This window comes from Microbacterium aquimaris (assembly GCF_039531285.1).
Classification (GTDB): Bacteria; Actinomycetota; Actinomycetes; order Actinomycetales; family Microbacteriaceae; genus Microbacterium; species Microbacterium aquimaris.
In genome coordinates this window covers 763,373-776,184 of sequence record NZ_BAAAPT010000001.1, presented here as the reverse complement: position 1 = coordinate 776,184, position 12,812 = coordinate 763,373, and the positions used below count along the sequence as shown (strand labels likewise).

The 12,812-nt window shown below is 69.7% G+C and carries 10 protein-coding genes; 5 read left to right on the top strand and 5 right to left on the bottom strand.

Annotated elements, in window-relative coordinates; all coding sequences use genetic code 11:
- The first annotated feature begins 9 nt into the window (after positions 1-9).
- Together ABD204_RS03630 and ABD204_RS03625 are read left to right on the top strand one after the other, a co-directional pair.
- Entirely contained in the window at positions 10-990 is a 981-nt protein-coding gene (locus ABD204_RS03630; protein WP_194423318.1) for an SRPBCC family protein, read from the top strand.
- A 98-nt stretch (positions 991-1,088) separates the two neighbouring features.
- On the top strand, positions 1,089-1,991 hold the full coding sequence (locus ABD204_RS03625) for a TerC family protein (RefSeq protein WP_194423317.1): 903 nt from the start codon (positions 1,089-1,091) through the stop codon (positions 1,989-1,991).
- Positions 1,992-2,064: 73 nt separating this feature from the next.
- Here ABD204_RS03625 and sufU read toward each other — a convergent pair whose 3' ends face one another.
- From sufU to ABD204_RS03605, 4 genes are all read right to left on the bottom strand, one after another.
- Positions 2,065-2,532: a Fe-S cluster assembly sulfur transfer protein SufU gene (gene sufU, locus ABD204_RS03620; protein WP_194424220.1), complete on the bottom strand. Its 468-nt coding sequence runs from the start codon at positions 2,530-2,532 to the stop codon at positions 2,065-2,067.
- Positions 2,529-3,848 (bottom strand): aminotransferase class V-fold PLP-dependent enzyme, encoded by a 1,320-nt coding sequence (locus ABD204_RS03615; protein WP_206697250.1) that lies wholly within the window; start codon positions 3,846-3,848, stop codon positions 2,529-2,531. The genes sufU and ABD204_RS03615 overlap by 4 nt, the downstream gene beginning before the upstream one ends.
- A 201-nt stretch (positions 3,849-4,049) precedes the next feature.
- The gene (locus ABD204_RS03610; protein WP_194423315.1) at positions 4,050-5,303 is read right to left on the bottom strand and encodes an amidohydrolase; all 1,254 of its coding nucleotides are present in this window, start codon (positions 5,301-5,303) and stop codon (positions 4,050-4,052) included.
- A gap of 140 nt (positions 5,304-5,443) precedes the next feature.
- Complete coding sequence (locus ABD204_RS03605) at positions 5,444-7,135, bottom strand: glycoside hydrolase family 13 protein (RefSeq protein WP_194423314.1); 1,692 nt, start codon at positions 7,133-7,135, stop codon at positions 5,444-5,446.
- Between the two features lie 191 nt (positions 7,136-7,326).
- Between ABD204_RS03605 and ABD204_RS03600 the strand changes: the two genes are divergently transcribed.
- Together ABD204_RS03600 and hpxO are read left to right on the top strand one after the other, a co-directional pair.
- Complete coding sequence (locus ABD204_RS03600) at positions 7,327-10,053, top strand: putative Ig domain-containing protein (RefSeq protein WP_194423313.1); 2,727 nt, start codon at positions 7,327-7,329, stop codon at positions 10,051-10,053.
- 110 nt (positions 10,054-10,163) lie between these two features.
- The gene (gene hpxO, locus ABD204_RS03595; RefSeq protein ID WP_194423312.1) at positions 10,164-11,342 is read left to right on the top strand and encodes an FAD-dependent urate hydroxylase HpxO; all 1,179 of its coding nucleotides are present in this window, start codon (positions 10,164-10,166) and stop codon (positions 11,340-11,342) included.
- A 76-nt stretch (positions 11,343-11,418) separates the two neighbouring features.
- On the opposite strand, the gene ABD204_RS03590 is transcribed toward hpxO, so the two are convergent.
- Positions 11,419-12,204, bottom strand: a complete 786-nt coding sequence (locus ABD204_RS03590; protein WP_194423311.1) for a maleylpyruvate isomerase N-terminal domain-containing protein — start codon at positions 12,202-12,204, stop codon at positions 11,419-11,421.
- A 50-nt stretch (positions 12,205-12,254) separates the two neighbouring features.
- Here ABD204_RS03590 and ABD204_RS03585 point away from each other — a divergent pair, with 50 nt between their 5' ends.
- Positions 12,255-12,770: an adenine phosphoribosyltransferase gene (locus ABD204_RS03585; RefSeq protein ID WP_194423310.1), complete on the top strand. Its 516-nt coding sequence runs from the start codon at positions 12,255-12,257 to the stop codon at positions 12,768-12,770.
- Positions 12,771-12,812: the final 42 nt, after the last annotated feature.

Here is a 12,812-nt window from a genome sequence, read left to right as displayed (position 1 = left end):
GAGTACGTCATGCCCGTCACCGCCGTCACCACCGACCCCGAAGCGCTCACGATGACACTGCGCGCCGCCTTCGCCGCCCCCGTCGAGCGTCTCTGGCACGTGTTCACCGATCCGCGTCAGCTCGAGCGCTTCTGGGGGCCGCCCGGATGGCCGGCGACCTTCACGGCGTTCGACCTGAGCGTCGGGGGGCACGCGCGATACGCCATGACCGGACCGCGCGGCGAGACCTCGGCCGGATCATGGGAGTTCCTGGCCATCGACGCCCCGCACCGCTTCGAGGTGCTCGACGCGTTCGTCGGTGAGGACGGCGAGCCGATCGCGGGGATGCCGGCCATGCGTATGACCTTCGACTTCGCCGCCGACGGGGAGGGATCGACCCTCACCAACACCACGTACTTCACCTCGTCGGAGGCGCTCGAACAGGTCGTCGCGATGGGCGCCGTCGAAGGGTCCACCCTCGCGATGAACCAACTCGACGCCGTCCTCGAGGGGCTTCGCGCCTACGCGCAGGGCAAGGGCACCCGGATGGAGCTGCTCTCCGACACGCACGTGCGCATCACCCGTCTGATCGACGGGCCCCGCGAGCTGGTCTGGCGCGCGCACCAGGATCCCGAGCTGATGAAGCGATGGATGCTGGGCCCCGAGGGGTGGCGCATGTCGACCTGCGAGATCGATCCGGCCGTCGGTGGGCGCTACAGGTACACGTGGGAGCCGGTGCAGGGCACCGAAGGGGAAGCCTTCGGGTTCGACGGCGAGACGCTCGTCAGCGACGCCCCGCGCCGGATGGTGACCACCGAGCACATGACCGGGACCGATTTCCCCCCCACGGTCAACGACATGTCGCTCTACGAAGAGGACGGCGCCACCCTCCTCACCGTCGTCATCGAGTATCCCGATGAAGACACCCGCGACATGGTTCTGGCCACCGGCATGACCGACGGCATGGAGGCCAGCTACGCGCGCCTCGAGCGCGAGCTCATCACCGCCTGAGCGGCGCCGGCCGCACCCACGGCCGGCGCGTCACACCCCGGACGCCCGGGCACCGCGTCCTCCGCGCCGGTGCCCGTGCGCTCGCCTACGATGGCGGCGTGGACTTCTCCTTCGCGCTCACCCCCGACCTCATCGCGGTCTTCTTCACGCTGTTCGTGCTCGAGATCGTCCTGGGCGTCGACAACGTCATCTTCATCTCGATACTCGCCTCCAAGCTCCCCAAGGAGCAGCAGGCGAAGGCGCGCAACCTCGGCCTGACGCTCGCGATGCTCATCCGCGTGGTGCTGGTGTTCTTCGCGGGGTGGATCATCACGCTCACCGAAGAGGTCTTCACGATCTTCGGCATGGGCTTCTCGTGGAAGGACATCATCCTCATCGCGGGTGGCCTGTTCCTCGTCTACAAGGCCGTGACCGAGATCCACCACAAGCTCGAGGGCTCGGAGGAGGAAAACCACGCCGGCGCCGGCACGGTCGCGACCGTGACATTCGGGTCGGTGATCGCGCAGATCCTGCTCCTCGATATCGTCTTCTCGCTCGACTCGGTCATCACCGCGGTCGGCATGACCACGAACCTCCTCGTGATCGTCGTGGTCGTCGTGCTCTCGTTCGGCATCATGCTGTTCGCCGCCCGTTTCATCTTCACCTTCGTCAACAACCACCCGACGGTGAAGATGCTGGCGCTGGCGTTCCTGGTGCTGATCGGCACGTTCCTCATCGCCGAGGGCTTCGGCTTCCACATCGACAAAGCCTTCATCTACGGACCGATGGCCTTCGCGATCTTCGTCGAGGCGCTGAATCTCGCGTACAGCTCGCGCAAGGCCAAGAGGGAGCGCAAGAAGCAGCAGGCGGTGAAGCTCCGCCCGCGCTACGTGGACGTCGACGAGACGGTCGCCGTGCGCGCCGCGCTGTCCAAGAACCCCGCCGCCGGCTCGGTCGGCCTGTCGAGCAAGCCCGTCGTCGGCGAACCCGACCCCGACGAGCACCGCACCGGCCTGGGCTGAGCGCCACCCGGGCGGGCGCTCGCCGGTGGACGGACCGCCGTCGAGCGGGCGATCCGCGCCGTACCGTGCGGACTCAGGCGCGCGCGAGGGTGTCTTCGAGCGCGACCCACGCGAGCATCGCGCACTTCACGCGTGCGGTGTACTTCGACACCCCCGACAGGGCGGCGGCATCACCGAAGGTCTCCTCGTCCAGGGGGATCGATCCGCGCGAGCGCAGCGCCTCCCGGAACTTCTCCACCAGCGCGCGCGCATCCGCCACCGACATCGCCTCGCCGCTGATCTCGCGCTCCTCGTCGACGAGGGCGACGAGCATCGACGCCGACGCCTGAGAGATCGAACACCCCGCGCCGTCCCAGGTGATGTCGCGGATGGCGTTCCCGTCGTCGTTCAGGCGCACCTGCAAGGTGACCTCATCGCCGCAGATCGGGTTGCGCTGGTGGGAGAGCGCCGAACGCCCGGTGGCTTCGGCGAGGCCCTTCCCCTTCGGACGCTTGGAGTGGTCCAGGATCAGCTCCTGGTAGAGGGACTCGAGACTCATCAGACCTCCCCGAAGAACGGGCGGATGCCGGCGACCGCGTCGAGGAACGCGTCGACGTCGGCGTCGGTGGTGTACAGCGCGGCGCTGGCGCGCACCGACGCCGTCATGCCGAAACGGCGGTGCAGCGGAGCGGCGCAGTGGTGGCCCACGCGCACGGCGATGCCCCGCGAATCGAGGAACTGCCCGGCATCGTGGGCGTGGACGCCCTCGACCTCGAACGAGGCCAGCGCGACGCGATCGACGCCTTCGGCGTCTCCGAGCAACCGGATGCCGGGGATCTCACGCAGCCCGTCGCGCATCCGACGTTCGAGCGCCGACTCGTGCGCGTGCACCGCGGGCATGCCCACACGCGCGAGGTAGCGCACCGCGGCGGCGAGACCGATCGCCTGCGACACCGGCTGCGTGCCCGCCTCGAACCGCTGCGGCGGCGGAAGGTACTCCGCCTGATCGAGGGTGACCGTCGTGATCATCGAGCCGCCGGTGAGGAAGGGCGGCAGGGCGTCGAGGACGTCGGCGCGGCCGTAGAGACCTCCGATCGCGTTCGGCCCGAGCATCTTGTGACCCGAGAAGACGGCCAGGTCGACCCCCGTCGCGGGCAGGTCGAGGGGCAGGTGCGGCGCTGACTGGCAGGCATCCAGCACCGTGAGCGCACCGGCCTCGCGGGCCAGAGCCACGATCCGGTCGACCGGGTTGACGATGCCCAGCACGTTCGACACGTGGGGGAAGGCCACGATGCGGGTGCGTGGGCCGAGCAGGTCGGCGGCCGCGTCGAGGTCGAGCGTGCCGTCCTCGCGCACCGGGATGTGCCTGAGCACCGCTCCGGTGCGGGCGGCCAGCTCCTGCCACGGGATGAGGTTGGCGTGGTGCTCGCTCTCGGTCACCACGATCTCGTCCCCGGGGCGCAAGGCGAAGCGGGTGCCGGCGGGAGCGCCGCGACCGGCGGTGGCGTTGCCGATCGCATAGGCGACGAGGTTGACACCGGCGGTCGCGCCGGAGGTCCACACGAGCTGCTCCGCCTCGGCGCCGACGAAACCCGCGACCGTGGCGCGAGCATCCTCGAACAGCTCCGTCGCATCCGCGGCGAGCATGTGTGCACCGCGGTGTACCGCGGCGTTCGCGCGGACGAGGTAGTCGATCTCCGCGTCGATGACCGCCTGGGGGCGCTGCGCCGTCGCCGCCGAGTCGAGGTAGATCAACGGATCTTCGGCCGGGCGCCCCGACAGCAGCGGGAAGTCGGCGCGAAGTGCGGCGGCATCGAGCGCGGCCGCGGCCGCGGTGGCGCCGCCGGAGGAGGAGGCGGGGGAGTTCACACCCTCCAGGCTACGCCGCGCAGCATCGCAGGTCTCCGCTTCGGCCGCCGCGCGGCCTCCGGAGCCGTCGCCGTTGTCGGAAGATCGGCCCGATGTCGGATGATCCCGCTCGGATCCTCCGACATCCGTCGCATTCTCCGACCTCGGTGGGCCCCGCGGTGGGCCCTGGGCGGCACGCCTCGGCGGGTCGGTGGATGCGCGGGAGCAGAATCAGCGGGTGGCGAGGAACTCCCGCGCGGCGACGACGATGTTGGCGACGCCGTTGTCGAGGGTGGGCTGCATGACGGGCGCGAAGAACGGCGAGTGGTTCGTCGGGATGTCCCGCTCGACCGTGTCGGCGGCGACCGCCGCCGCATACGCCTCGGCGTCGATCCCGCCCCAGAACCAATAGACCAACGGCGCGCCGGATTCGCGGGCGAACCACGACACGTCCTCACTGCCGGTGAACATGCCGGGATCGACGACGGTGCCCTCTCCGAAGTGCCGGTCGAACGCGGTGTGCAGGCGGGCGGTGGCGTCGAGGTCGTTGATGGTCGGCGGCAGCGTGTGGTCGATGACGATCGTGGGGGACTGCTCCGCACCGGACGCAGCGGCCTCGGCGCGGATGATCCGCTCCACCTTCTCCATGACACGCTCGCGTGCTTCGTCGTCGGGATACCGCAGGCTCAGCTCGAGCACGGCCTCGGCCGGGATGATGTTGTTCTTCAATCCGGCGTGCATCGCACCCACGGTGACGACGGCGACTTCGCGCGGGTCGACTTCGCGCGAAACGATCGTCTGCAGCCGCATCACCGTCGCGGCGGCCATGACGATCGGATCGATCGTCGCGTGGGGGCGGGAGCCGTGACCGCCTCGTCCGTGCAAGGTGACCCGCAGACCGTCGGATGCGGCCATCTGCGTGCCGCTGCGCACACCGATGGTGCCGGCAGGCAGGGGTGTGACGTGCTGGCCGAGCACGATGTCGGGCGTGGGGTAGCGCTCCAGCACGCCGTCGGCGATCATCGCCTTCGCGCCGGCGCCGTATTCTTCGGCGGGTTGGAAGACGACGACGACCGTGCCCGCCCATTCATCCTTCGTCGTGACCAGGCGACGCAAGGCGCCGAGCATCGCGCTGATGTGCATGTCGTGCCCGCACGCGTGCATCACCGGCACGTCGAGTCCCTGCGGATCGGTGCCGCGGGCCGTGCTGGCGTAGTCGAGACCGGTGCGCTCTTCGACGGGGAGGGCGTCGGTGTCGGCGCGCAGCCACACGGTCGGGCCGTCCTCGCCGGACGCGGTGGGGTTGCGGATCATCGCGACGATGCCGGTCTTGCCGACGCCTTCCTCGTACTCGATACCGAGGGCGTCGAGTTCGCGGGCGATGACCCCCGCGGTGCGGGTCTCCTGGAAGGACAACTCCGGGTGCCGGTGGAGGTCGACGTACAGGCTTTCGAGGTCGGTGCGGGATTCGAGGTCGGGGCCCATGCCCCGAGCCTACGGCGTCACCTCACTCGTCGCCCCTCTCCCGTCGCACCTCGAGCCACCCTCTTGGCGCCGAGCCGGCCCGTTCCTCCGGCATGGATGAGGGTGGCTCGGTGGGAAAGGGATGGCTCGGCGAAGCGCCCCTATGCGTCGGCGAGCCAGATGGTGGTGTCGGGGGGGAGGGTGTTGTGGGTGAGGGGGCCGGATTGGGCGATGAGGGTGCCGGGGGGGAGGGGTGCGGGGGTGGTGCCGGTGTTGGCGAGGATGGTGAGGTCGCGGTTGCGGAACGCGATGATGTCGTCGCGGTATTCGTTGAGCCAGGTCAGGGTGCCGGTGCCGAGGTGGCGTTGGCGTCGTTCGGCGAGGAGGGTGCGGTAGAGCCAGAGGGTGGAGTCGGGGTCGGTTTCCTGGATGTCGCGGGCGAGGGTGGCGAACTCTTCCGGTTGGGGTAGCCAGGTGTCGCCGTCGGGGCTGAAACCGTAGGCGGGTGCGTGGGTGGTCCAGGGGATCGGGACCCGGCAGCCGTCGCGGCCGTAGCGTTCCCCGTTCGTGCGGAACCAGGTGGGGTCTTGGCGTGCTTCGTCGGGCAGGTCGATCACTTCGGGGAGGCCGAGTTCTTCGCCTTGGTAGAGGTAGGCCGAGCCGGGGAGGGCGAGCATGAGGGTGGTGGCGGCGCGGGCGCGGGCGAGGCCGATGACGGGGTCGGGTTTGCCGGGGCTGTCGGGTCCGATGCCGGCGCCTTGGGGGTTCTCGGCGGTGAGGGCGAGGCGGGAGGCGTGGCGGACGACGTCGTGGTTGGACAGTACCCAGGTGGCGGGGGCTCCGACGTCGCCGAAGGCGCGGAGGGAGTCGGTGATCACTTCGCGGAGGGCGGGGGCGTTCCAGGGGGTTTCGAGGTAGGGGAAGTTGAATGCCTGGTGCATTTCGTCGGGGCGGACCCACTGTGCGGTGATGTCGGGGCTGGGCATCCACGCTTCTGCGCACAGGGCCCGGTCGTCGTCGTATTCCTCGAGCACGGTGCGCCAGTCCCGCCAGATCTCGTGCACGCCCGGCTGGCCCCAGTAGGGCACGTCGGCCTGTTCGCCTCCCATGGACCCGGTCTCTGCCGGTGGGGTGTAGTCGGGGAGCCCGTCGGCTTTCACCAGGCCGTGGGCGACATCCACCCGGAATCCATCGACACCGCGGTCGAGCCAGAACCGCAGCACTCCGCGGAACATCTCCCGCACCTCGGGGTTGGACCAGTCGAAATCGGGTTGTGACGCGTCGAAGAGGTGCAGGTACCACTGCCCGGGGGTGCCGTCGGGTTCGGTGACCCGGGTCCACGCGGGCCCGCCGAACACGGATTCCCAGTTGTTCGGCGGGACCTCACCGTGCTCGCCCTTGCCGTCTCGGAACATGTATCGGGCACGCTCGGCACTGCCCGGGCCCGCGGTCAACGCCTGCTGGAACCACGCATGCTGGTCCGAGGAATGGTTCGGCACCAGATCGACGATGATCCGGATCCCCCGGGCGTGCGCACCGGCGAGCATCTCATCGAAATCCGCGAGGGTGCCGAAGATCGGATCCACATCGCAGTAATCCGCGACGTCGTACCCGGCGTCCTTCTGCGGCGAGACCTGGAACGGACTCAACCACAACGCATCCACCCCCAACGAGGCCAGATCATCCAGGTGCGCCGTCACCCCACGCAGATCACCCACACCATCACCCGACGAATCCGCAAACGACCGCGGATAGATCTGATAGATCACCGCAGAACGCCACCACTCGGTGCCGGGCGTCGCGTCGGTTCCGTGCTCCGGGGTGGGGGTGGTCTCCGGGGTGGGGGTCGTCATAGTGCTCCAGGCTAGTCCCGGCTCCGCCGCGGAGGACTCCCGGGTGCAGGCGACATCATCCGATCACGCGACGTTCATCTTTATCTGATAAAAATTGTCCGGATAGTCCAATCATGCGACAGGAGACACCAGCGATGACCTCATCACAGCGCGTACCCCGTGTGGCGCGACGACGATCCGTGGCGCGAAGGATGACGGCGATCTGCGCCGCGGCCGCGATGCTGCTGGGGGGCATCGCGACCGCGCAGTCGGCATCGGCGGCATCGACCGAGGTCGCCGGCGGCGCCATCGGTCCGGGTCGCGACATGGCGGTGAAGTCCATCGCGATGACCGATGACCACGGGCAGGACGGATCGAACCCCCTCGTCACCATGAGTGTGATCGACCCGGATGACCCGACCGGCTACGTGCGGATCCTACTGCCGAACGGGCAGTGCCTCACCGACCAGTGGACCTACAACAACCCCGGATCCTTCGGGGACCGCGTCCGCGACCAGATCGGCCAGACCTGCTCGTCGGTCAACACCAAGCAGCAGTTCATGATCGAGCCGATCGTCGAAGAGCCCCGTGGCGACAGTGCGCCCGGCGAGAACCGACATCAGTTCCGCATCGTCAGCGCGACCACCGGCAACTGCTTCTTCAGCTACCGGGACGGTCTGAACGGGGTCGGCAACATCGAGGCGTGGGACACGCGGGCGGCGAACAGGCCCGCGCGCGGGTTCATCGAGTGCGGTGCCGACGCGTACTGGAAGCCGAACGCCGTCGGAAAGACGGGGCAGATCAAGGTCGACATCGACCCGGATGCACAGTCGTTCGGGGTCTACAACGACCAGACGGACTCCCAGGGGTGGTGGATCCACTGGTCGTGGCTGCTGCAGCGGGCCGCTGTGCAGGGCGCATACGACTGCGCGTCCAACGGCGGAAGCACCTGTGAGGTGCGACTTCCCGGCTCGAGCGCGTGGCTGGCTGCGACGGATTCGGCCGTCACCGCGAGTGGCACCCAATCTCAGCGATTGATCGGATGCGGATCCGGGGTCGAGGGCGTCGGAAACCCCCAGGAATTCAACAACGGCCCTTCTCCGGAGGAGAAGACGGTCGCCAGCTCGATCACCAGCAGCCATCAGCGCACCGTATCGGACGGCCACACCTTCTCGATCAGCGCCGGCGTCAAGGGCGGCGTGAAGGACGTGTGGGAGGCGAGTGGCTCGGTTACCTATACGTACGACCACAAGGAGGCCACGACGGTCGCGGATTCGCGCACGTCGCAGACCTCTTCGACGGTCAGCATCCCGCCCTACCAGTACTTCATGTACGCGTGGACCGAGACGGTCTACACGCTCGAGGGCGACTGGAAGTACGGCATCCGGGGGTACGACAGCGGGTACGTCTCGCACGTGAGCTCGACCTATCCGGCCAGCGTCGGCGGTCTCGACGTGCAGGTCGCGGCGCCCACCATCACCCAGACGAAGAAGTCCTGCCTGGCCGGTCCCGCCGCGACGAATGACGCTCCTCCGACACTCGCCGCGTCCGCCGACCAATGCGCCGCCGGCTCGGCGAGCATGCCGGAGCCCCTCGTCGGGACCACCGTCCACGCCTGCCCGGGTACGTGGAACATCCCCGCGTCGACCGATCCGGCGGGCTCGACCGACCCGGTATGGGGGTACCAGTGGTACTACGTGGATGCTGCGGGCACGGCGACGGACATCCCCGGCGCCACGCGTGCGACCTTCGTGATCCAACAGGAATCCCTTCTCGACGCGCACCGCTTCCTCGGGGTGCGCGTGTGGGAACTCGGGGACACCTACCGCCTGCAGTCGCAGCCGGCGGTCGCGCCGGCGACGCTCAGTCTGCACTCGACGACGGAGGAGCCGGAGGCGGAGCCGCGCGCCGCCGCGTCGGCCGCGGCCGAGCCGGTCGCGGCGTCGTACGTGGGCGGGGTGTTGAGCGCCGAACAGGGGAACGAGGTCGACCGGATGCTGGTCGCCGACGCCGATCTCGACGGCAACCCGGCCGACGGATCCGGGGTCGATCTCGCCGTGGTCGACGGCGAGCTACCGACGGGCCTCTCGCTCGACCCGTCGGGGCGACTGACGGGCACCGCCGCGACGGCGGGAGAGTTCGCCTTCACGGTGGCCAACTCCGCCGGTGCCGGCGAGCAAGCCGCATTCGTGTTCACGGTGCACGCCGCGTCGGCGGCGCTGGCCGACACCGCGACGATCGATGCCGTCGCCGGCGAGGCCCTCGCTGTCGACCTGGTGGAGACCTCGACCGCGACCCTCGACCTTCAGGTCGTGGGCGGGAGCCTGTCGCCCGGGATCACCCTCGACGCGTCGACCGGACGCTTGACCGGCACTCCGGAGAGTGTCGGTGTCAGAGTGTTCACCGTCGCCGATGCGGCCGATCCGTTCGCCGTCGCACGCGAGTACACGCTCGATGTGGCAGCCGGGGCGTCGGTTCTCACCGCCGTCTCACTGGCCGACGCGACGGTCGGCGAGGTCTATCGCGCGCCGTTGGCTGCATCCGTCGGGCAGGGGGCCGTGTTCGGGACACCGGATGACGCGGTCGACCTCGGAGGGCTGTGGGTGGATGCGCACACGGGCGAGCTCGCCGGCACCCCGACCCGTGCGGGTGAGTACCGCGTGACGGTGACGGACATCACAAGGGTCGGTGTCGCCTCGGAGGAATACACCATTCGGGTGGTGGCCGCGGAGGACGGAGGTGACTCCGGTGACTCCGACGGCGGCTCCGGGGACGGCGGGAGCTCCGGGGACGAACAGGCCGACGCCAGCACGACCGGCGACCTCGCCGTGACCGGCGCCGATGCGGCAGCCTTCGCCCCGGTGGCCGGCATCGCGCTCGCGCTCCTGACCACGGGGGCCGTGGTGCTCCTGGTGCGCCGCTCGCGCACGCGGAGCTGACCGATCGGGTGCGGGCGTCTTCTGGGGGACGCCCGCACCCGAGGGGTTCGTGCACGCGGGGCCGCATCCGCGTAACAGGCTCGTGACACGCGACGCCTAATGTTCACCACATGAAGATCGTGATCATCGGCGCCGGTATCGGCGGGGCGAGTGCGGGGATCGCGCTGCAGCGACTCGGCCACGAGGTCGTCATCTACGACCGGATGCGTGAGAACAAGCCGGTCGGGGCCGCCCTGTCGCTCTGGTCCAACGGCGTGAAGGTGCTGAACTGGCTGGGATTGGCCGAGGAGGTCGCCGACCTCGGGGGCCGTATGGAGGACATGGCCTACTACGAGGGCGTGACCGGCGAAGAGATGTGCCGGTTCTCGCTGGAACCGGTCACCGCCCTCACCGGACAGCGGCCCTACCCGGTCGCCCGCGCCGACCTGCAGGCGCTGCTGATGGAGACGTTCGGGATGGAGAACATCCACCTGTCGAGCACGGCCACCGGAATCGACGACGACGGGGAGACGGTCACCGTCACCTTCGCCGACGGCTCGACCGACACGGCCGACATGGTCATCGGCGCCGACGGGGCGCGCTCGTTCGTTCGCGACCACGTCACCGGTGGCGGCATCGAACGCGAATACTCCGGGTACACCAACTTCAACGGGCTGGTGCCGGCCAACGAGGCGATCGGGCCCGTCGACCAGTGGACGACCTACGTCGGCGAGGGCAAGCGGTGTGCCGTGATGCCGGTCGCCGACGACCGCTTCTACTTCTTCGTGGACATCCCGCAACCGTCCGGCGTGCCCTACGACCGCGCCGACGGTGTCGCCCCGTTGCGCGAGGCGTTCGGATCGTGGGCCCCGGGCGTGCAGGCGCTGCTCGACACGATCGATCCGGATGTGTCGCTGAACCGCGTGGAGATCTGGGACATCACCCCGTTCCACACGTGGGTGAAGGGCCGTGTGGCGATCCTCGGGGACGCCGCCCACAACACCTCCCCCGACATCGGCCAAGGGGCCTGTTCGGCGCTCGAGGACTCCTTCGCACTGGCCATCGCCGTGGCCACCAACACCCTGTCGGTCGAGGACACCCTGCGCCGATACGAGAAGTCCCGCACGGTGCGTGCCGGCGAGCTGGTCGACCGGGCGCGCAAGCGGGCTCACGAGACCCATGCGTTCGACCCGGCCGCGACAGAGGCCTGGTACGAAAGCCTTCGGGGAACCGACGGTGCCGGGATCATCCGAGGGATCGTCGGCAACATCGAAGACAGCCCCGTGAACCTCGGCGTCGGCACCCTCTGATCGGGCCGCTCTTCTCTCGGCCGCGACTTCCGACATCCGGTGACACGCGGATGCGGGGACGCCGCGGCCTCGTCAGTCAGGGATGGACGGGGGCGTCGCGGTAGGCCGCGACGGTGGCCGACGATCCGGTGATCGCGAAGCGTTCGGGCAGGTCCTCCGGTGCCGCGCGATCCCACGCGAACAGGGCGATGTCGCCGAGCCGCCCCTGGACCACCGTGGCGACCGGGTCGGCGGCCGCCTCGACGGAGCGGATGACGCTCCAGTCGGTCGCCAGGCGCCACGACACCGACACGTCGGTCGCGACCAGCGCGAGCGGGGTGGGTAGCGGGGGCAACCCGCCGCGCACCGCGCGTGCGAGGAACACCGCGTACAGCTCGTCGACGATGTCTGCGGCCATCTCGGGCCCGCCCGCCTCGGGGAGCGCCGGCACGGGGGTGACGGCCGTGCGGATGTCCCACAGATGCTTGCGGGCCTCGTGCGCCTGCCGTCTCGCCCAGAACCCGTTCGTGCCCCCGGGGACGAACGCCCAGCATCCGGCCGCCGGATCCCGGGTCCCCAGTTCGGTGGCCAGGGCGGCGGAACCTTCGACGAACCATGCGAAGCGGTCACGTTCGGCGGGGCGGACGTGCTCGGCCCGGTCGACGGCGGCACCGGTGCGCAGCACCTCTGTGCACCAGCGCTGGATCTGCCCCAGATGGTCGACCATGCCTCCGACGGTCGGCCACGCGTCCGAGGCGATCGGGGCATCCGGATCGAGTTCCGCGGCTTCCGCGGCGAAGCGGTCTGAAAGACTGCGGATCGCCTGTGCGAACTCCCCCGTGCCGGGCATGGGGCCGAGAGGTGCGGGTGCATCGTCGATCATGCGCCCATCCTGACAGCCGACACCGCCGTCACTGCGAGTAATGTTGCCGCGTGCACGCAGACCTCGCCCGCGCCGAACAGCTCATCGCCGTCGTCCCCGACTTCCCCGAGCCGGGGGTCCTCTTCCGCGACATCGCCCCGTTGTTGGCAGACGCCGGCGCGTTCCGTGTCTGTGTCGAAGCGCTGGTCGAGCCCTTCCGAGGTCGGTTCGACGTGGTCGCCGGCATCGAAGCGCGCGGTTTCCTCCTCGCCGGCGCGGCCGCCGTGGCGACCGGCACCGGGATGGTGCCGATCCGCAAGGCCGGGAAGCTCCCGCGCCCGGCCGCATCCGTCTCGTACGCCCTCGAGTACGGTGAGGCCGCGGTCGAGGCATCGGATGACATCCCCGCGGGGTCTCGCGTGCTCGTGCTCGACGATGTGCTCGCCACCGGTGGCACCCTGCGCGCCAGCCACCGGTTGCTGGCCGAGCTGGGCGCCGACGTGGTCGGCAGCGCCGTGCTTCTCGAACTCGAGGCGCTCGGCGGCCGTGCCGTCGCCGGCGACGTGCACACCGTCTTCACCGCCTGACGCCCCCGATACGGGACACTTGACCCTGACACGGTGTCAGGG